Source organism: Streptomyces clavifer, from assembly GCF_036345975.1.
In the GTDB taxonomy this organism is placed as follows: domain Bacteria; phylum Actinomycetota; class Actinomycetes; order Streptomycetales; family Streptomycetaceae; genus Streptomyces; species Streptomyces clavifer.
The window spans coordinates 16,843-35,882 of the sequence record NZ_CP107795.1; the positions used below are offsets into that span (position 1 = coordinate 16,843).

Consider the following 19,040-nt stretch of genomic DNA (forward strand, 5'->3'; position numbering starts at 1 on the left):
ATAGATAGCCTGGGACAGACGCAGTGGGATCAGGAGAGGAGTAGCGACCATGAACGCAAACACGATCGTGGCTGAGATCCGCGACGGCATTGCGGCAGGTCAGTACCGATACGGTGCCCGCCTGCCCAGCGTCCGCGACCTCGCGGAGCAGTACGGAGTCAGCCAGCAGACCGCCGCCGCCGCGTACGCCGTGCTGTCGGCACTCGGCATGGTTCGCACGGAGCGAGGCAGCGGAACCACGGTTTCCGCTGGTCCGGCGGCCAGCGCCCACCTCGGAACGTTCGCCCCGCCCGACTTGACGGCGGCCACCGCCTGGGAACCGGCCGACGGCGGGCAGGCCAGCGAGGAAACCACTCTGGTGCGCCAGGTACCTGCGACCCCAGAAATGGTCACGCATTGGGGCATCGCCGAAGGCACCGACGTGGTGGAACGCACCCGCATTCGGTCGGTGGACGGCACCCCGGTACAGCACAAGCTGACCGTTCTGCCGTACGAGGTCGCGGCTCGCACCCCAGACGTTTACGACGGTGTGCCGCCGATGCTGGCTCCCGTCGGAGCTCAGCCCGTGAAGCCCCCGGAGGGGGTACGTGTGGCCGACTGGCTCGGCTGGGACGTCGACAAAACTGAGTGCGTCATCACGGCCGAGCCGATGACGTCGGCGGCGTGCACCTCACTGGGGATGCCGGAAGGGTCACCCGGCTTCCGAATCGTCAACATCACGCGTACGTCGTCAAGGGAAACGCTGTATGTGACCGTGACAACCACTCCGCTACACCATCGAGTCACGCTCAATATCACCGGATAAGAGCACGGTCTCGATAGAAGACCGACCAGAAACAGAACGGGCCCCGCAGAAGCGGGGCCCGCAACGTTCAGCCGGGGTGCGACCCGACTGAGAAGCACTCTCTACCGCTAAGAGGAGGTGCGCTCACTCATGAGCGTACGTGCACGACAGGACAGCAGGCCAGTGGGCCCGGCAGGCACGCCGCAGGACCGGCACGAGTGGACGCGGGCCGGTACGCCTGCTCCGCTGCTCGATCGCCTGGTGTTCCGGGACGTGGAGCTGTCGTACGAGGCCCGCGGCCTGTTCGGTGAGCTCGTGCTCCTCAAGGACGGCGAGAAGTTCAGCGCGGAGTCGCTGGCAGCTGGCACGCCGAACAGCGTCACCACAGTCCGGACCGCTCTGGCTGAGCTGGCGGCGGCCGGCTACCTGGAGCAGGTGGCCCGATGAGCGCAGAGCACATGGGCATGGTGTTCGCGGCTGAAGGGCTGGATGGCTCGGAAAAGCTGCTGCTCCTCGGCTACACAAACTGGACCGACCCGTACGGCTACTGCTGGCCGAGCGAGGAACGGCTCGTGGACGACTGCGGCACCTCCCGCAGCACGGTCCAGCGGGCCAAGCGCAAGCTCGCCAAGAAGAACCTGCTGAAGTCGGTGCGCCGGACGAACAGCCAGGGCGAGCCGATCTCGAACCTGTCACGGGTGAACCTGCCGCTGCTGGCCTCAATGGCTCGGGCGGAGAAGACGTACGACGACAACCTGATCGACCAGATCACGTTCGACGACGACACCCAGGGCGACCCCGAGACCACGCTGCGCGGGACACCCGACAACCCGGAACCCCCCTCTGACCTGCTGACACGTCATTCTGACTCGTACCCCGAGTCAAATCGACTCGTACCCCGAGTCAAAATGACTCACGTAGGTACGAGTCAAAATGACTCACAATCCCTTAGTGATCCCGAAGGGATCTCTCTCTCTGGCCACAGCCGTCCCTCGGGCGCCGGCTCGGAGTCGGGTGAAGAGAGAGAGTGGGCTGCGCCGAAGGGCGACACCTCGGCGGGTGCGGGTGGTGTGCCGGGTCCGCGTGAGGACGCTGACGGCGGCAACGACACGGAGGCGACCGGCGAGACGGTGGAGTCGGTGGTTCAGGCGTACGTGGGCGCCTACGTCGGCGCGGTGGGCGTTCCGCCCCGGCCGCACTCGGTGAAGCGCCTGCGGACCGATGCGGCGGCTCTGCTGGCCGCCGGTCGCGACGCGGCGCACCTGGAGCACCTGGCGGCCGATCTCGCGGTACGGGGCTGGGACGACCTGGTGAAGCACCTGCGGAAGAACCCGAAGCCGGAGTGGAGTGCGGGTGGCCGTGAGCGGTGTGCGGATCATCCGGCTCGCTACCGGGCCGGATGCATGGAGTGCGCGATGGCCGTGCCGGTCTGACCAAGCCGGTGCGGGCCGCTCCCAAGCCGGGGAGCGGCCCGCGATTCCCCCTGCACGCTTGACCGAACAGGAGATCTCCAGTGTCCACCACCATCCCCGGCCAGTACGACAACGCCGCCCATAACGACGCCGGCCCGCACGGCGGCGGCCAGTCGGCCGCCGCGTTCACCCGGGTGCCGCCGCAGGATCTTGATGCCGAGCAGTCGGTCATCGGGGCGCTGCTGTTGTCCGGGAGTCCGGGCAGTACATCCCGGTTCTTCGCCGAGATCCTGGAGACGGGTCTCGTGGCCGGGGAGTACTACCGGCCGGCGCACCAGACGATTCACCGCGCGGTGTGCGACCTGCACACGGCGGGTGAACCGGTGGACGCCATCACGGTCGCAGACGCGCTGGCCCGGCGCGGCGAGCTGGCCCGTATCGGTGGCGCCCCGTACCTGCACACCTGCGTGCAGGCGGTGCCGACCGCGGCGAACGGCCCGCACTACGCCGAGATCGTGCGGGCCAAGGCGTACCGGCGCGCGGTCATCGAGTCGGCGCAGCGCATCGTGGAGTTCGCGTACAGCGAGGCCGGCGACGAGGGCGAGGTCCGCGACCTGGTCGAGCGGCAGCTCACCGAGATCGTCGCGGGGATCCCGGGCCTGCACGAGGCGCCGCCCGCGGTCGGTGACCTGTACCTCGACTTCGTCGCAGACCTTGAGGACGTCCAGGACGGCAGGCAGATCGGTCTGACCTACGGGTTCGCCGACCTGGACACGATCACGTCGGGGATGCGGCCGGGCAACGTGACCGTGGTGGGGGCCGCGTCGGGCGTGGGGAAGTCCACGTTCGCGCTCAACGCGGCCGTCGCGGCCGCGAAGACGGGCGCCCCCGTGATGTTCTCCTCGCTGGAGATGAGCGCTACCGAGCTCATGCAGAAGATCGCAGCGGCGGAGGGGCGGATCGCCCTTCACCACCTCACGCACCAGGGCGGCCTCACCCAGGAGGGCTGGGAGACCGTCAGGCGCCTTGGCCCGGACCTGTTCCAGGCGCTGCCGCTGCGGGTCTACCGGCCCGACGGCGCTGCGCTGGGTGACATCGCCGCAGCGGCCCGGGCTTGTGCCCGCGACGGCGGTCTCGCACTCCTGGTCGTCGACTACCTCCAGCTCGTAGAGGTCGAGCAGTCCCGCAGCATCACCCGCGAGCAGGCCGTCGCATCCGTGTCCCGGGGCCTGAAGAACCTGTCCGTCCAGCTCGACTGCCACGTCCTGGCCCTGTCACAGCTCAACGACGACGGCCTCATGCGCGAGTCACGGGCGATCAAGAACGACGCATCCATCGTGATCAAGGTCGAACGGCCGGACATGGACGAGCCGGAATCGCCTCGCGCCGGCGAGGTCGACCTCGTCATCGAGAAGAACAGGTTCGGACCGACAGCCCGCGTCACCGTCGCCGCCCAACTCCACTACTCGCGGTTCGTGGACATGGCCCACACCTGACCGACCGCTTCTGTAGCGTCTCAGATTCCGTGGCCAAATCTCACGGTCGATGGCCCAAGCGATGGCAGATCTGACACGAGTTTGAGATTGGCAGGTCAGGCCCTTCACTCATATGGGTGAGCGGGGTCTGATGCCGCCTCGCTACGGAATCTGCGCCGAAGACTGGCCGGAACCCGGGGAGGCGTTCAAGGCTCACCGGCGGCAGCGCGCGGTCAACGGCGGCAGCGACGACGAACAGGAGGCGTGATGCAGAGCAGTGCGGAGAACATCAATGTTGTGCTCAGGATCGTGGACACCATGGGCGCCTACCGGAAGGCGCACGGCGGCCTACCTGCCGACACGGACGGCCTTGAGGACATGGCCGTGGCGATCGTCGAGGCCCTGGAGCGCGACGACTTTCGCATCGTGGACGTTTTGAACGGCAGCCGGACCGAGACGCCCGCACCCGAACCGGCCTGACGGCACGGCAGCGGGGCGCCAGCCACTCCGGCCGGCGCCCCGCTTGCGTTCTGCGCTCCGTCAGCTGGTGGTTAGCCAGCGAGCTGACGAGCCAGCAAGCCGGCCGCCCCGAGGATTCGGACACGATCGTGAGACTGGACGGCTGGCCAAGCCGCGAGACACGACGACAACTACTAGGTCACGGCACTGCCGCTGGCCATGGGCGGCGAGACCCCACACTCCGGCCACAACAGGCGACGACCGCCATGGCCGACCACTCCGATCCGTGCAACCACGACGAACCCTGCGACCTGGCTGGACGTCATCGCCCTCGCCGACGAAGAACACCGATGCTGCGCCCGGCATCATCCCGAAGCCGTCCAATACGATCCGGGGGCTGCGAAGGTCTCTGACTGCCCTCGATAGTGGCCCTGCACGGCGTTCTGAGCCCACGTCAGCCGCCCCCGTCCCTCAGGCCGGGGGCGGCCGTGTTCGCTCCGGAGATCGCCGTACATGACCTTGGTGCCGCGAGGATGCCCATCGGAGCGGCGGCTCCGTCCAGACATCTGCCGAGGGTCAGCTGTGATCTGTCCAGCGGACGGATGGACGCGCCCACTGGACAGATCACAGCGGACCCCCAGTGGATGACTAGACAGATCTGTGGGTGGTCGCAGGCGGGTGATCCAGTGGCCGGTATGCAAGTCCCAAAGCCATCCTCAGGGAGACATTGATGCCCGCCTTCCCTTGAAGACCTGGAAGGCGTGGGCTGAGCCGCAGTGCTTGTGGCGCGGTCGCGGCCGGGCTTGCGGGGCGTGTCCTCCGGTGCGCGACAGTGGCTCAGGGCGTGTCGCCGACCCAGTGCAGCCGGTACTGGTAGCCGGGCTGTCTGTCCTTGGCGTTAGCGGGGCGATTACACGCGAGCGCCCGTTTTTTGCAGCGAACTGCCGAGACCACGCTCCGGCTGCCCGCCGGTGAGCTGGGGCTTCTTCCGAATCGAGGCAACCTAACGCACTAAAGAGTGCGTTTGACCTGCGAAAATGTGAGTCTGAGCAGCCCATGAGGTGTGGGATGCTGTCCCGGGGGGTCGGCCCTGGCCGACGGCATCCCCCTCGTAGTGGGTTCTCCCGCCCGGTCCCGTACGCGCCGTGCCCGGTGATGAGCGCCGCGCCATGCTTCACGCTCCACCCGGTGACGTCAATGCGCTGCCCGTCGGGCGGTCCGCCGACTTGCCGAGTGCGTGGGAGGGGTGACCACTGTGGGCGGTCGACGGTGCAGGTGAAGCCGATGCCTGCCCATGAAGGGCATGGCAATCGGCTTCACACGGGCAGATGCGCCAACATCCGGCCCGATATCTGTCTTCCCTGGTGCGCCGGTTGGAGCCAGTAGCAATCAGGGAAAGGGCGGCTCGTTGATGCGGGCCGCGCGTTTCTTGAATATGAGTGTGCCTGCCGATCTGCGGGGATGGGGAAACGAGCGGGCGCAAAATTGAGTCAACGCAGGTCAGCCCACGTCACGATCGCGTCTCGCTCGTTTGTTGAGTAGAGCAAGCGCGAGCGACCGAAATCCGGTAAGCCAGTCCTGCAGCCTGCGCTTTGAGGCCTTGTGGCCTGTGCTTCTCTCGCTCCGGGCGTCCCATTTGTTGGCATTTAAGCTTGTCGGTGGCGCGTGGTAGGCGCTGTGCGGCGCTCTGACCTGCGCTGTACCGGCACTCCGCGCTCTCCGTCAGCCCTATCCGGTCGTCAACACATGCACGCGGTGCCCAACTGCGACGTCGAGGTTGCTTTGGTGTGTTGGTGAGGCAAGGGTTTGACCACCCCTCAGGGACTCCTTACGGGCTGAGAAACTGGCTCCAGCAGTCCACCCGTGCGCAGGGAGCGCCAACTCCCGCAGACCGCATGGCATGGGCTTTCCGGTTGGAGCCAAGTAGCACCGTTCGGCGATCTCACGGTCGCCGGACGGTGGTTAGGGAGGCCTGTCGCATGGGCAAGAAGCCCGTCGTCGCGGTGAGCACCGCGACCATCGAGTCGGCGATGTCCGACACCACCACTGTGACCATGAGCGGCCGGTTCGCCATGCCGCACGCGCTGGTGATCATTGCGTCTATCGTCACCGCCGCCTTCCTTGCCCCGGACGCGATGACCGTCGAGGATGTCCTGCTGCTCCTCGGTGGCGCCGGCGGCATTGGAGCCGCGGTCGTCCTCCTGGTCGTGACCGGAGGCCGCAGCGGCGGCCGGATCGGCCGGTTCGTCCGCGCGTACTTCAGCTCGGGGCGCTGAGGTGGCCGCCGTGGGACGTCGCGAGAACGACGTGGACCAGACCGTGCCCGCGCGCGCGGTGCTCGCCCAATACCTCCGCGAGCGCAGGCGTGCGGCCGGCCTGACTTATAGCCAGATGTCCGAGGCGGTGGGCGGCAGAATTTCGAAGGCCACCTTCGAGCGCGCCGCCTCCGGCTCGACGGTGCCCTCCTGGGACACCGTCGAGTGGTTCATCGTTGTGACCAGTGTGAAAAAGGGCCTCCTCGCTATCAACGCCAACTTTCACAGCCGTGAGCTGTGGGTCAGGGCACGCCGGGCCACCCGTGCGCCGTACTACGTGCACCAGGCCCCCGACCCCGCGCTGGTCTCGTGCACCGCGGGCTTCCTTCGCGCGCTGCGCCACCAGCATGTATGGGCCGGCTACCCGACGCCCGGCGAGATGGAGCTGACGGCCGGACCCGGCGTACTCCCCAAGACCACCACGCGCCGCATCATCGCCGGGGACGTGCTGCCGGTGGATCCTGAGCAGGCCGTCGCCTTCCTGAGGGCCTGCTACGTCGAGTCAGCAGCACTCGAACAGTGGCTCGCCGCTGCCGTGCGAGCTTTGCGGGATGACCCGTCACGGTCGAAGCGCCTTGATCGGTGGGTCAAGGCGCACCAGGAAATGACCCGGCAGCTGCAGGAGAACGGAATCGCCTCGGTGACGCCTCTGCGCGCGCGAGAGGAACAGCACGCGGCGTAAGGACGCACCACCACGATGTCCCGCCCCGGGAGCCCCCGCGCGGGACGGCTGCGGCGGCCTCCCGCGCGGGAGGCCGCCGCAGCCGTGTTGGGGCAACAGTGCAGACGCTCCCGACGCGGCCCCAAGCCTTTCGATCGAGTCCTTGGCGATGAGAGACGTGTGGTGCGGATCGGGCGGTGTCGGTCTACCTGCTGGATTGCTGTTGCGAGCCGTCCGAGTTCAGCTTTCCTCGCTGCTTTCCGCGGTCTTCTTCCTCGTCACGCGGATGACGCGGCGTCGTTTGATCTCGGCGGTCTCGTTGAGGCGGTCCAGGTGGAGGTAGTGCACGTTACGCATGTGCAGTGCGTCTGCCTCGAAGTCCGTCTCGTTCACGGGGCGTCGCTTCGTGGTGATCAGCCCGGCTGCCCCCAGTTCCCGTAGCCCTTTGCTCCGTGTGTCCTCGCTGAGCGCGAACCGGGTGTCCGCCTCTCGCGGGCTGAACCACAGCGCTCTCTCCTGCAGGCCTCCGTTTTCGGTCAGGAGGGCGAGGAACATCGCTATGCCGGCCCCGGAGAGGACCGCGATGTGGCCGCGGGTCCAGAACGTCTGCGGGATCTGCAGGTACCGGTGGACGACGGCCAGACGAAGGAGGCCTTCCTCCTTCTCCTTCTTCGCAGCGGCCCCCGGCGCGATCCACGGGGCACCGTTCCCGGTTTCGGACAGCACGGTCACCAGGTTCTGCCGGCCTGTCCTGGCGAGGCTGATGAAGTTGTTCTCCTCCAGCCACGCCTGGGCGTCGCCGATGCGCCTCGCGCCAGCGGTCTGGGGGTCCTTCAGGTCGAACAGGGTGGCCCAGGCCCCGTTCCTGATGGACAGCTCGCGAGCCTGGTCGTCGCGCTGGACCCAGAGGTAGCTGAGATAGAGCTTGAGCCGCACCTGGCCGCCGCGGCCGCCACCCCGGAGCATCCGGGCCAGAGGGGGGGCCTCGTCCTCGAGCGAGGTTCGCTGAACGAAGGTGTGGCGAACCTGCGCCCGCCGCCGCCCAGTTCGCCCGGCGTTCTCGGCCATCCTCAACGCCTGGGCGCTGGGCGCCGCCAACGTCCGGCTCGCCGACTTGGTGGGCGGAGCTTCCGGTGCTTGCATCGGGTCACCCGCAGTCATAGTTAGTAGGAGAATTAGTTAGTTCATTAGGTACTGTAGTGCCGGGTTCTAGAGCAGAACTACCCCGACGCTAGCGTAGGTAGTAAACCGGCCTGGAAACGTGTTCGACCGACGCTAGGGTGGGGTTCCAACTGGACGCAAACAATAAGGGACTTGGCAACGGCTACCACCTCATGCTGTACTCATTTCAGGACGAGCCGAGAGGCCGCAGGGAGAGGTTGTGCCCCTCACCCCCGCAGCATCAGGGGCTCGTCCAGGACCAGGTGGTAGACCGCGAAAGTTGTCCTGTTAGGAGACGGGTTTCGATCGCGGGACGCAGGGTGAGGGCAGACGAGGTTGTGCTCCTCGTTCCTCCCTGCCACATGATCCGCACGGAGGCCCGGGCAATCGCCTGGGCCTCCGTCGTACTTCGCTGATGGGCGGGCCAAGCCCACCAACAGCTTCTAGTCGAACGGCTCCAGACAAGCCTTCACCTGTCTGGAGCCGTCGCGCTGTTCAGTACTCGCTCCGTCCTCCCGGTCCATGCCGGGGCGCGGGGCGCTGCTGTTTACCCACCCAGCCCGAGCACCAGTGCTCCGCCCGTCGTCATTCCAGGGGGAATCGCATGACCACTGTTCCGCACAACCCGCCGCCTGCCGGCACGGCTACCCCGGCCACGGCCCCGTGGGTGGTGGCCACTCTGTCCGTCCTCGCCGCGGTGGTGGGCGTCGCGTTGTGTGCCGGGGTCGCTGTCCTGGTGTGGGTCCGTCCCGGTGCCATGGGCCCGTTGACGGCCGGCCTGAGCACGGCCGGCTTCCTCGTCGGTATGGCGGCTCTGCTCGTCGCGGTGCTTGTGGCCGCCCGCCGATAACCGCTTACCCGAAGACGGCCATCGGCGGGGTGTTCGGCTGACACCCATCACCGCCGCGATCGGTGCATCCGCGAGGCCGACATGCGCGCGTTCTCGCGGTGGCCGGCCGGCCGCACCGTGGTGCCGGGGGACTCGCGCAGGCATCCGATTCCCTTGAGCCCCGACTGGGCCGCCTGTTGGTCGAACGCCCCTCCTCTCACCCCAGTTTGTCGGGGACGGGAGGACTTTTTTTCCCCCGGCCCGCCGACCGGGTAGGGGGACTTTTTCTCTCGTACTGACACCGCCCTACCTCCGCACGCCCTCAACCAAGGAGTTGCCCGTGGACTACCTCGCCCTGCTCGCTACCGCCGTACCGGTCGCGCTCATCGTCGCCCTGCTCTGCGCCACGCTGGTCTGCGTCGTCGCCATCTGCCGCGCCCACCGCGGCGACGTCGTCGCGGTCCTTCGGGTGCTTCCCGGTCTGGTCGCCGCCCTGCTGAGGCGGAAGCCGTGACCGTCCCCGGGGAGACCTCCCGCCGGACCCCTGCTCACGACGTCGGATTCGTGTGGCCCGCGACTGCGTGTTCGGCTTCCTGCGGGCCCTGGAAATCCGGGGGCGGGGTTGACTGGCTCCGGTTCCGATGGCGCCGGAGACGGGCGTCACTGGCCGCCTTTCGAGGGCCGTGACTACTGGCCGCCCCGGGTCATGCCGGCGGCCCGGGGCGTGTGTCGTGGTGCCGGTGGGTGCGGCGGAGGTGGCGGTGCTCACGGTGGTTGGTCCACCAGGTGAGGCGGTCGGGGGAGTCCTGGGGGAAGAGGGTCTGGACGGATGTCGCGGCCAGGGTGAGGACGAGGCAGATCACGACGCCCCACCAGGGGGCGCCGGCCATCGCGGTGGCGAGGCCGCTGACCGCGGTGACGGATGCGGGTACCAGGTTCGGGGAGAGGGCCATCGTCCGACCTCTTTCACTCGGGTTCGCGTCCGCCCTGTGCGTTCGCTGTTGACAGCTTTGGGCGACGGTTTGTGGTGCGGGAGTGGGAACGGCCCGTTCCCGGCAATCGGTAACGCCCGGCCGGGTCCAGTCGTGTGCGGCTGTCCTCGACGAGTCGGCCCCGGCGTGTCGAGGGATACGCGACAATCGGTCAACTGCGCTTCTTGCGGGCGGTGTTCACGGGGGAAGAGGGGCCGGGATGGGTGGATCCGAAGAGGGAGTGGCGGCGGGTGCCGCGTACGCGGCAGCGTTGCGCGACGTGGTGGACGGCTTCCTTGCCACCGGGGGCACGCAGAAGCAGTTGGCCACAGCGCTCTATATCTCGCCGGCCGCCCTCTCGCGTTACCTGAGCGGGGACCGGGTCGCCTCGTACGACTTTCTTCGTAAACTGCGGGCCTTCCTCGAGGAGCGGGGCCTGCTCTGGGACCAGGAGACGGGCGACCTGCTGGACGCCCTGTGCAGTCAGGCACACGCCACCAGCGGGTCCCCCGCGGTCCAGCTCGTCCAGATCAGGGAGGAGCTGGACCGCCTGCGGGGCGAGCAGCAGCACGCGAAGCGGGTCGCCGACACACGCCTGGCCGACCTCGAGACCCAGGCCCGCGACCTCGCCGCGCAACTGGCCCAGGCACTCGATCACGCCCGGACCAGCGAAGGCGCACGAGCACTCCTGCAGGAACAGGTCCGGGAACAGGATGAGAGCCTGCGCCACGCCCAGGACTACATCCACCAGATCGAGGCCGACCTCTCCGGGCAGCGCGAGCAGGCCCGGCTGCTGCAGCAGGAAGTCGGTGTCCTGCGCGCACAGAACCAGCGCCTCGTCGAGGAGCAGACACAGGCGGTTTCCGGGGTGTCAACGCAGGACACCACCCTGGAGCCCGCGGTGGCCCCGCCCCGGGACCGGCCCGCGGAAATCTCTCCCGGACCAACTGCTGTTCCGCTCTGGTCGTCACCGGAGCGCAACAACCCCTCTGCCCCAGCATCTCCAGATCCGTACGCCCACCCGGCCCGCCCAGCCCAGGCCCAGGGCGCTTCGAGGCGCTACGCGGACACAGCGGGTCCCGACCGCATCCTCGCTGTCGGCGTGCCTCTGGTGACGTATGCGTCCTTCGTCCTGCTGACGGCGTTCATCGCCGGCCTGGAAGCCGATCCGGGCCCCAGTATCTGGAAGATGCTGCTCGCGGGCGGGACCGCCCTGCTCTGGCCGGCGTCGAGCGTGGGAGTCCTTCGGCTGGGACTGCCCAGAGGCGACGCTCGTGCGAAGGGACTCGTTGTCGGGACGTTCTGGGGACAGCTCATGGCGCTGTCCATCTGGTTTGCCTTCCCCTCCACTATCAACCCCGTGCTGAGCGTCATGGGTCTGGACGCGAGCGGGCAGTGGCTTGCCGACGTGGCCGGACTGCTGTAGCCAGGCAGGCATCCGCCCCACCCCGCGGCAAGGTTCGAGCCGACAGCCGGCTTCACTGCCGACGGCCGGAGGCTCGGAGATCGAGGTCGGCCCCAGGCGGCCGATCTCCACACCCCGCTGGCCCGCGGGCCGTGCTTGACGCGGCGCTCATGGCCGCTCAGCGATCACTGACCCACCCCGCCCGCCAGGTGCCGGTCAGGTGTTCAGGACGGTGTAGAGGAGGGCGAGGACGGTGGTCGCGGTGACCATCGAGGTGCCGAGAGCGGGGTTGTTGTAGGCGAGGCGGCCGATGCAGATCCCGGTCAGGGTGAGCAGGGCCAGGACGGTGAAGAGGTAGCTGGTCATGGTGGTGTCTCCGTCGGTGGGTGCGCGGTCCCCCGGATAGCGGTGCGGGTTTCGGACAGGGACGTGCCGAAATTGGCACGTCCTGCCCAACTTCCCTGCTGGCCGGGGTGGTTGGCCCTACAGTGACGGGGCTTTCCGCTGGTGAGCGAGTGCGCCAGTGGGACGTCTTTTAGGTCCGGACCGTGGTGCCTGGGGGTACCGAGGCGGTGGGGGTGCGCACCAGGGCCGGCAGGCTCCGCACCCCTTGTGAATGGGGGTACTGGTGCAGCACGGACAGGACGGTGGCGGGGGTGATCTCCTCGCACGCCAGCGGGAGCGGGAGCGGAAGGACGGGCTGCGGGCGCAGTTCGGGCAGCGGTTGCGGGAGCTGCTGGCGCTGGCCGGTCTGAGCTCGCGGGCTTTCGCCCAGCACTACCCCGCCTACCGCGATCCCACGATCCGTAAGTACACCTCGGGTAAGAACCTTCCGCCGTGGGAGTTCCTGCGCGACCTGCTGGCCGAGGTGGACTGCAGGGCTCCTGGCCCGGGCGGCGAGCAGCGGGCAGCGGAGCTGTTCACCGCCTACCGGTCGGTGCTGGTCCTGCTCGGCGCCGATATCCGGGGCAGCGACCAGAACTCCCTGCTCCTGCGCCTCTACGACGGCGAGCAGGTCCTGGCAGAACTGACCCGGGACATCGAGCTCCTGCGCGAGGGCGCGGACCAGGTGCACGAGCGCATCGAGGAAGAGCGGCGTACCAGCGACGACAGCGACACCATCAGCGACCTGGAGCGCCAGGGCACCGAGCTCGCCGGGCGCCGCGAAGCACTGGTGAGCAAGCGCGCAGACCTGGTGGGAGACCTGGAGCGCTGCCGGATGCTCCTCCAGCTGACGGAACAGACACCAGGATCCGCACTCGTCCCCGTGGCCGAACGGGGCGAGGGCGACACCCCCCGCGGGCCAGGACCGCGATTCACCTCACGCCCCTGGCTCGTGGCCGGGTGCGCCGCCATCGGGCTCCTCGTCGTGGCCGCTGCGGCCTTCGGCGGCGCCGTCTACCAGGACTCCCAGAACACCGCCGGCCAACAGCCACAGCCGACACCCACCCTCACACCACCCACCCCTACACCCACCGCTACGCCGGCACCGTCCTCGGCCGCGTCATCCAGCCCGTCCACGGCCTCCCCCGCGCCTTCCGGTTCCTCCTCGGAGCCGGCCGACGAAGCCCCGGAACCGACCCAGCACAAGATCAATCTCGCTGCCGGTTACACGGTCGACCTCTCCTCCGTGGAGCCCAGGGTTACCAAGGATTTCGAGGGCCTCTACTACAGCCCCGCTGTCATCGGCCCGGGGCTGGCCACCAACAGCAGCAAACCCCTGATTCTCCTGGGCGAGAGGGAAAAGGGCTCCTTGGCGAAATGCCTCGCGGACACACGCTTCAGCCCCGAGGGCATCGAGTTCGATCTGCTGTCCGAGGGATCCCAGATCTGTGCCATCACCGACGAGGGACACGTCGCCCTGGTGACGATCCGCACCATGCCCAACGGTGCCGCCGCAAGCGAGTATGTCGGCCTCGACATCACTATCTGGCGCTACGCCGCCGCCCCGGACCTCGAGGAGGGATAGGGCCGCTGGCTTTATCGACGTCGCCTCACGACAGCAGTTGTTGATGATCGCGGGAGGCGCCGGCCAGCACCCGGCGACGGAGCGGTGACGGCTGTCATCTGCGCCCGTGGCCAGCGCTTCCCCTTCGTGAGTCGGGACGGCGGTCGAATGGCGTCTCGATGGGGCGGTCCCCTATCCGTCCAGTGGTCACCGCTGCCCGCCGCTGGTGACCCGGCGGGACGCGGGTCGTTGGCCTGGTGATCGATTCCGACGGCACGTGATGGGGGACCTGATGGCGGCTCGACAGACACGGCTCCGGCCGGGCGTGATGGCACTGTGCACCGCCGTGACGCTCACGCTGCCCCTGACCGGCTGTGGTGGTGGCAGCGACGACGAGAAGCCGCAGGCAGCCCCGTCTGCGGCCGCCTCGGCTCCCACCCCCGCGGCGTCCTCGGCGGACCCGGACGCGGCGGTGAAGACGGCGGTGCTCGCCTCGTACACCTCGATGTGGGTGGAGCAGATGAAGGCCTACCGGGTGGCGTCACCGGACGGGACGAAGCTCGACGACTTCGCGACGCTCGACGCCCTGTCGGCTTTCGAGCGGGACCTGGCACACATGAAGAGGAACGGCACGGTGATCCGTGGCGAGCTCGGGCACGAGTCGGAGGTGACCGAGCTCGACCTGGAGGCGAAGGTCCCGACCGCGACGGTCGAGGACTGCATCGACCTCTCGAAGTGGCAGACCCTCGACACGAAGACCAACAAGCCGATCCCGCTGCCCACCGCGCAACCGCTGCGCTACGTCGCCACGGCCACGGTGGAGCGGTGGGACAACAACCGCTGGATGGTGACCGAGTACGAGCCGGACGGAAGCCGGTCATGCTGAAGCCGGCCGCGACGATGGCGGCCTCCGTGGTCCTGGCCGTCGTCCTGGCCCCGGCCGCGCATGCCGACGGGCCGACGGTCGGCAGTGACGGATGCCGGGGCTCCATGTTCTCGGTCACCGTCTGCGCCGTCGACGGCGGCAGCTCGTCGGGCTCGTCGGGCTCCGCGTCGGCCGGAGTGGAGCCGGCGTCGACCGGTAGCAGCACGAAGCCGGCGGACAAGTGCTCGTACGCCGTGGTTGATGATCCGCCGCCGCCTGCGGGGCATCAGTCGTGGGGAGGGCGCGGCCCGGACGAGGGTGCGGTCTACAAGGTCCAGTGCGACAGCGGGCGCGGGGGTGTCGTCTTCGTCCCGACCGGCCAGGCCGGCCCGGGCGCCCCGACGATCGATCCCGAGACCGTCGCCCGGAAGGCGGCGGCCTCGATGCGCCTGGACGGACCGAAGGTGGCCGGCCCCCGGGCCGCGGGGACCTATGTGGTGGGCATGCCGATGTGGATGTGGGCGGAGCTGTCCCCGTCGACGTTCGGGCCGGTGTCCGCGTCGGCGTCGGCCGGGGGCGTCACCGTCACCGCGACGGCGGAGGTCACCCGGGTTCGGTGGTCGATGGGTGACGGTGCCACCGTCACCTGCCATGGCCCCGGTACCCCGTACAGGAAGTCGAGGGAGGTCACCGAGTCGCCGGACTGCGGCCACCTCTACGAGCGGCCCTCCTACGACGAGCCGGACGGCCGGTACCGGGGCACCGCCACCTCGACCTGGACCATCACCTGGAGCGCCCCCGCCCTGGGCGACGGCGGTCAGTTCACCGAGACCCGGCAGACGGCGTTCACGGTTGACGTCCGCGAGGTCCAGGTCGTCAACACCCGCTGACCCGGCGGGCCGCTGACCTGCGGCAGTGAGTTTTCCGCGGTGAGTCCGCACGGGGCAGTGAGTTTTCGCAGTGAGTGCGCACGGCGGCAGTGAGTTATCGTCCGGGGCGTGGTGAGTTTCCTGGTCGGAAACTCACTGCCGCAGGTCAGAGGCGGGGACGCCACGCACCACGGCAATCCGCACGCAGTTGGAAACTTTTCTTGTCGAACCTGAAAAGCGGTGTGCAGAGTGTCATCTGCGGCACCCCGGTCGCATGGCTTCCGTGGACACATTTGGGTGCTATGTCCGTTTCGGTGAAAGTGTGTCAGAACCGCGATGTGGCGCGGTAGCGTCGCAGGTCACGCAGTCTGCTCCCCGCCATGCGGGGATGGCCCCCTGGGGGTCGATGTCCGCGCTGCTGGCAGCGCCTGCTCCCCGCGCATGCGGGGATGGCCCTAGCCCTACCGGTCTCGGCAGATGTGGTCTGGACTGCTCCCCGCGCATGCGGGGATGGCCCCCCGGCCTCCAAGCCGGTCCCCGGCACCCCGAACTGCTCCCCGCGCATGCGGGGATGGCCCCGCGGCGGCCCGGTAGAGGACCATCACCCGGTGCTGCTCCCCGCGCATGCGGGGATGGCCCCGGCTGAGGCTCCTTCACCCTGGGCGACCCGTGCTGCTCCCCGCGCTTGCGGGGATGGTCCCTGGCAGCCGCACGACTGGACCGGCTACCGCGCCTGCGGGGATGTGGTCCCGGGGGTGTTCGGGGCGGGTGTTCCGTCACCGGTACCGGGCACCAGCCACCCGCCCCGGACCCCGGCACCCTGCCACACCTCGGCGCGGGGTAGTCCGGGGCCCTGTACAGGCCAGGGAGGCTGTGCCGGCCCGGATGGCAGGGCGGCGGCCTGGTCGACGCGTTCAGGGCTGGGCGGGGTGGTTCGGCGGCAGGGGGCGCACTATCCGTACCGCTATCCGGTCCACTATCCGTTCTGCTATCCGTACCGCGTTCCGTACCACTATCCGGCGCGCATGTTTCGGCCCGGCCCTTGCACAACCGCAGGTCAGACCCCGGTTCGCGTCCGGTGGGTGCTCGGACTTCCCCTTGTTCTCCTGGCCTGCCCTGCTGTGGTTGGTGGGTGTGGTGGCTGGTGGTGGGGGTGGGCGCGGGGAAGTCGGGTGGCGCTGCGCTGGCTTCTGAGGGTGTCGCGGCGGCCGGTGGGCCACCGCGACGGACGAGGCGCTCCCGGGGCGCCTGGCGGCCTCCTGGGCGGCGTCCCGGACCCGGTTCACCCCTCGGGCGCTCCCGGCCGTGTTGGGCGCCCTCGGCCTCCGACGGGCCACGGGAGGACCGGCCGTATAACGGCGACACTATTGGCGACGGTAACGACGACGGTATTAGCGACGATATCGACGACAGTATCGGCGACACCCGAAAACCGGCGGCCGTTGCACAACCGCAGGTCAGACCCCGGTTCACGTCCGGTGAGTACTCAGACTTCCCCTTGTTCTCCCGGCCTGCCCTGCTGTGTGGTTGGTGGCTGGTGGTGGGGTGGTCGCGGGGAAGTCGGGGTGGCGCTGCGCTGGCCTGTTTCTGCGGCCCGTCGCGGGGCGCCGGGCACGCTTGGAGGACAGCTCGCCGGCGGGGCGCGGCGCGATCTTGGAAGCCGTGCCTGCCTCACCGGGCGAGCATCAGCGACGGGGTCTGACGGCGCGTAGCATCGGCCCGTGACGAGGACGCCGAGGCCAGGAGCCCATTGCCCTGTGTGCGGGCTCGATCAGGGATTTGATCCCTGGGGTTCCGACGGACTGACGCCGTCGTTCGCAATCTGCAGCTGCTGCTGCATCGAGTTCGGCTACGAGGACGCCTCGAATGCGGGGGTCATGACCGCGCGAGCTGCATGGATCGAGGCCGGCTGCCCTTGGCGCGGATCGGTGAGCGAACGTCCGGCGGGGTGGGATCCCCAGGTGCAACTGGTCGACAGCTTGAGGCTGTCGTAAGGCTGGGCCTCGGGCTGGACATCCGTTTCCGTGAATGCCTCTCACCCTCTTGAGGCCACATGCTCACGAATCGGACATCCCTCGACAACGCCGAAGCCCTGCGGGACAGAGACGAACGTTTTACAGTCCCATCCCTGGGCATGCCAGGCGCAGAAATAATGGGTCGGGCGCAACACGTGGTATCGCGTGCTGCGCCCGAATTCAATTCCGATCGACTTTATTGCGCAGCGGAGACTGTGTGCGCCTAGTCTGCCTTAGTTGTGTCGACGAAGACGGAGTTGACGTTCAGGTTGTTTCCCGAAGAGTCGCCGTTGATCAGCTTTATCCTGAACACGTAGTCGCCAGCCGGGAGGCTGTTCCAGACTCCGGTGCTTGTTTCAACCCCGTCACCCCAGGTGAAGCAGGCTGTGAACCGCTTGCTCCCGTAGCTCTTGTTGACTCCGTCAACACGAATGAGTTCGACGTCCACGCTCTCGGCGCCTGAGAACTGGGTGCTACACCTGGTGAAGTTTATCTCGGAGTAGCTTTCTTCTGCCCACTCGCGAGAGGTGAATCCGGTGAGTGCGCTGGAAATGCTGCTCGACCAACTTGCATACGCCTGTGTCGTTCCGAGAATAGTTGCAGCCAATGTGGCACCGAATACGATGCCGAAACGCTTAGCATTCATCGTGAATCCCCACCCTTGGTTATAAATCTACTGTTCTTGGCTGAATTATGAAAGCCACGCCTTGTTGGCGGTGGTGCCATTGTTTCAGGTGGAGGGTGAGAAATCTAGGGAGTTATAAATCCCTATCGTTTCGTTATGGCGACACGTGCCCTTTTTGGGTGTTTTCGTGTTGCGCAGAAAATTGGTCATAATTGGTGATTGAAATCAGCCACAATGGCGGGGCGAAGTGGCTCTGTGCGGTGCTTGTCCCGCGCCGACGAATGCGATGATTGATGCTCCTGCTCTCGGACCTGCCCCGGAAGGCGCTACCAGTTCATCAGTGAGTGTTTTCAGAGTGGCCACTGATCGGGTGACGGGGCGGTGTGGGACCGGGGTGCGCAATGGACTGGGCTCCAGGACCACCCCCGCATACACGGGGAGCAGCTGCTGCGGAAGCGTGGTGACCCAGGCGCCGGCCACGACCTGACAACCCGCCCGCACCCACAGAATCCTTCGGATCTGCGCACGACAGGGCGCCCCGATCCTCGTCGACATGGCCTACATCGGGCCGTGGTGCCGGCTGACTGCGTTGCCCGGCATCTGTGTTTTCCGGGGCTCCTGGAAGTGCTTGAGCGTCTTCAGCGGCCTCATGGCGAGGGGGTTGGGCGTTCAGGGTGCCACGGGGTCGTAGGAGGGTCTGTGAGCTTGCGGGAGGGGGCAGTGTCCGCGTGGACCCGGGCCGGTTCCGGCACGGTCGGGGGTGGGGTGTGCGGTAGCCGTTCCGGGCGTGCCGGAGTGCGGTAGGGGTGGTGTGGGCTGGCTCCAGTCTCTAGCTACGCCCAAAAATGATGCACCTCTCCCGATTCTGCCAAAGTCACATGCTGCATCAGGTGGCGGCCGGTGGGGGTGGGTGGTTCCAGAGTTGAGCTACGGTCAGATTTTGATGCGCCCTCAGGCCACCCCTCGGCCCGGAAAGCCGAGCCCTTTTCGGGTGGCACCTTCACGACGACCCCGGACACCCTCTTACCTAGCCAGCCCGGCGTAGCCGGTGGGGAGGGAGCGCAGCGGACGACCTCCGTATGGAGCGCAGCGGAGTGCGGTGAAGGGTTTCCGCGAAGCGGGAACCCTGGTTCACGCGGAGCGTGAATTCGAGGGTAAGCGAAGCGCACCCTCGGAAAGGGGCGCAGCCCCTTTCCGGCTTCGCGGAGCGAAGCCGTTCGCTTGCATATCGCGCAGCGATATGGTA

At 67.9% G+C, this 19,040-nt stretch carries 17 protein-coding genes and 1 CRISPR repeat array; of the genes, 13 read left to right on the forward strand and 4 right to left on the reverse strand.

Translation table 11 applies throughout. The features are described from left to right. Window positions 1-49: 49 nt before the first annotated feature. The 7 genes from OG927_RS35840 (at window position 50) to OG927_RS35870 (ending at window position 7,127) form a co-directional block, all read left to right on the forward strand. A complete protein-coding gene (locus tag OG927_RS35840) occupies window positions 50-805 on the forward strand; it encodes a GntR family transcriptional regulator (RefSeq protein WP_330321647.1) in 756 nt (251 codons plus the stop codon). 129 nt (window positions 806-934) lie between these two features. Continuing rightward, window positions 935-1,231 (forward strand): hypothetical protein, encoded by a 297-nt coding sequence (locus OG927_RS35845; RefSeq protein WP_330321648.1) that lies wholly within the window; start codon window positions 935-937, stop codon window positions 1,229-1,231. Then, window positions 1,228-2,217 (forward strand): helix-turn-helix domain-containing protein, encoded by a 990-nt coding sequence (locus tag OG927_RS35850; protein ID WP_330321649.1) that lies wholly within the window; start codon window positions 1,228-1,230, stop codon window positions 2,215-2,217. The genes OG927_RS35845 and OG927_RS35850 overlap by 4 nt, the downstream gene beginning before the upstream one ends. Window positions 2,218-2,297: 80 nt before the next feature. Then, entirely contained in the window at window positions 2,298-3,692 is a 1,395-nt protein-coding gene (locus OG927_RS35855) for a replicative DNA helicase (protein WP_330321650.1), read from the forward strand. 246 nt (window positions 3,693-3,938) lie between these two features. After that, window positions 3,939-4,151: a hypothetical protein gene (locus OG927_RS35860; RefSeq protein WP_330321651.1), complete on the forward strand. Its 213-nt coding sequence runs from the start codon at window positions 3,939-3,941 to the stop codon at window positions 4,149-4,151. Between the two features lie 1,958 nt (window positions 4,152-6,109). Continuing rightward, window positions 6,110-6,406: a hypothetical protein gene (locus OG927_RS35865; protein ID WP_330321652.1), complete on the forward strand. Its 297-nt coding sequence runs from the start codon at window positions 6,110-6,112 to the stop codon at window positions 6,404-6,406. 10 nt (window positions 6,407-6,416) lie between these two features. After that, window positions 6,417-7,127 carry a helix-turn-helix transcriptional regulator gene (locus OG927_RS35870; RefSeq protein WP_330321653.1) on the forward strand — a complete coding sequence of 237 codons (711 nt, stop codon included), beginning with the start codon at window positions 6,417-6,419 and terminating at the stop codon, window positions 7,125-7,127. 219 nt (window positions 7,128-7,346) lie between these two features. Here OG927_RS35870 and OG927_RS35875 read toward each other — a convergent pair whose 3' ends face one another. Continuing rightward, window positions 7,347-8,174, reverse strand: a complete 828-nt coding sequence (locus OG927_RS35875; RefSeq protein ID WP_330321654.1) for a hypothetical protein — start codon at window positions 8,172-8,174, stop codon at window positions 7,347-7,349. A gap of 697 nt (window positions 8,175-8,871) precedes the next feature. On the opposite strand from OG927_RS35875, the gene OG927_RS35880 reads away from it, so the two are divergent. Continuing rightward, complete coding sequence (locus tag OG927_RS35880; protein WP_330321655.1) at window positions 8,872-9,117, forward strand: hypothetical protein; 246 nt, start codon at window positions 8,872-8,874, stop codon at window positions 9,115-9,117. A 319-nt stretch (window positions 9,118-9,436) separates the two neighbouring features. Then, a complete protein-coding gene (locus tag OG927_RS35885; RefSeq protein WP_330321656.1) occupies window positions 9,437-9,610 on the forward strand; it encodes a hypothetical protein in 174 nt (57 codons plus the stop codon). Window positions 9,611-9,800: 190 nt separating this feature from the next. Here OG927_RS35885 and OG927_RS35890 read toward each other — a convergent pair whose 3' ends face one another. Further along, a complete protein-coding gene (locus OG927_RS35890; RefSeq protein WP_330321657.1) occupies window positions 9,801-10,049 on the reverse strand; it encodes a hypothetical protein in 249 nt (82 codons plus the stop codon). A 238-nt stretch (window positions 10,050-10,287) separates the two neighbouring features. Between OG927_RS35890 and OG927_RS35895 the strand changes: the two genes are divergently transcribed. Then, window positions 10,288-11,493: a helix-turn-helix domain-containing protein gene (locus tag OG927_RS35895; RefSeq protein ID WP_330321658.1), complete on the forward strand. Its 1,206-nt coding sequence runs from the start codon at window positions 10,288-10,290 to the stop codon at window positions 11,491-11,493. A 195-nt stretch (window positions 11,494-11,688) separates the two neighbouring features. On the opposite strand, the gene OG927_RS35900 is transcribed toward OG927_RS35895, so the two are convergent. Beyond that, the gene (locus OG927_RS35900) at window positions 11,689-11,838 is read right to left on the reverse strand and encodes a hypothetical protein (protein WP_330321659.1); all 150 of its coding nucleotides are present in this window, start codon (window positions 11,836-11,838) and stop codon (window positions 11,689-11,691) included. Between the two features lie 262 nt (window positions 11,839-12,100). On the opposite strand from OG927_RS35900, the gene OG927_RS35905 reads away from it, so the two are divergent. The 3 genes from OG927_RS35905 (at window position 12,101) to OG927_RS35915 (ending at window position 15,175) form a co-directional block, all read left to right on the forward strand. Beyond that, on the forward strand, window positions 12,101-13,441 hold the full coding sequence (locus OG927_RS35905; protein ID WP_330321660.1) for a hypothetical protein: 1,341 nt from the start codon (window positions 12,101-12,103) through the stop codon (window positions 13,439-13,441). 271 nt (window positions 13,442-13,712) lie between these two features. Then, window positions 13,713-14,306 carry a hypothetical protein gene (locus tag OG927_RS35910; RefSeq protein WP_330321661.1) on the forward strand — a complete coding sequence of 198 codons (594 nt, stop codon included), beginning with the start codon at window positions 13,713-13,715 and terminating at the stop codon, window positions 14,304-14,306. Further along, a complete protein-coding gene (locus tag OG927_RS35915; RefSeq protein ID WP_330321662.1) occupies window positions 14,300-15,175 on the forward strand; it encodes an ATP/GTP-binding protein in 876 nt (291 codons plus the stop codon). Before OG927_RS35910 ends, OG927_RS35915 begins: the two co-directional genes overlap by 7 nt. Window positions 15,176-15,582: 407 nt before the next feature. Next, a CRISPR array of direct repeats spans window positions 15,583-15,854; the repeat unit is 28 nt; unit sequence CTGCTCCCCGCGCATGCGGGGATGGCCC. 1,538 nt (window positions 15,855-17,392) lie between these two features. Here OG927_RS35915 and OG927_RS35920 read toward each other — a convergent pair. Continuing rightward, a complete protein-coding gene (locus OG927_RS35920; RefSeq protein WP_330321663.1) occupies window positions 17,393-17,815 on the reverse strand; it encodes a hypothetical protein in 423 nt (140 codons plus the stop codon). Between the last annotated feature and the right edge of the window lie 1,225 nt (window positions 17,816-19,040).

Coding starts and splice junctions, on each gene's coding strand:
- OG927_RS35840 (WP_330321647.1), top strand. CDS start 50: ATGAACGCAAACACGATCGTGGCTGAGATCCGCGACGGCATTGCGGCA.
- OG927_RS35845 (WP_330321648.1), top strand. CDS start 935: ATGAGCGTACGTGCACGACAGGACAGCAGGCCAGTGGGCCCGGCAGGC.
- OG927_RS35850 (WP_330321649.1), top strand. CDS start 1,228: ATGAGCGCAGAGCACATGGGCATGGTGTTCGCGGCTGAAGGGCTGGAT.
- OG927_RS35860 (WP_330321651.1), top strand. CDS start 3,939: ATGCAGAGCAGTGCGGAGAACATCAATGTTGTGCTCAGGATCGTGGAC.
- OG927_RS35865 (WP_330321652.1), top strand. CDS start 6,110: ATGGGCAAGAAGCCCGTCGTCGCGGTGAGCACCGCGACCATCGAGTCG.
- OG927_RS35875 (WP_330321654.1), bottom strand. CDS start 8,174: ATGGCCGAGAACGCCGGGCGAACTGGGCGGCGGCGGGCGCAGGTTCGC.
- OG927_RS35880 (WP_330321655.1), top strand. CDS start 8,872: ATGACCACTGTTCCGCACAACCCGCCGCCTGCCGGCACGGCTACCCCG.
- OG927_RS35890 (WP_330321657.1), bottom strand. CDS start 10,049: ATGGCCCTCTCCCCGAACCTGGTACCCGCATCCGTCACCGCGGTCAGC.
- OG927_RS35895 (WP_330321658.1), top strand. CDS start 10,288: ATGGGTGGATCCGAAGAGGGAGTGGCGGCGGGTGCCGCGTACGCGGCA.
- OG927_RS35900 (WP_330321659.1), bottom strand. CDS start 11,838: ATGACCAGCTACCTCTTCACCGTCCTGGCCCTGCTCACCCTGACCGGG.
- OG927_RS35910 (WP_330321661.1), top strand. CDS start 13,713: ATGGCGGCTCGACAGACACGGCTCCGGCCGGGCGTGATGGCACTGTGC.
- OG927_RS35915 (WP_330321662.1), top strand. CDS start 14,300: ATGCTGAAGCCGGCCGCGACGATGGCGGCCTCCGTGGTCCTGGCCGTC.
- OG927_RS35920 (WP_330321663.1), bottom strand. CDS start 17,815: ATGAATGCTAAGCGTTTCGGCATCGTATTCGGTGCCACATTGGCTGCA.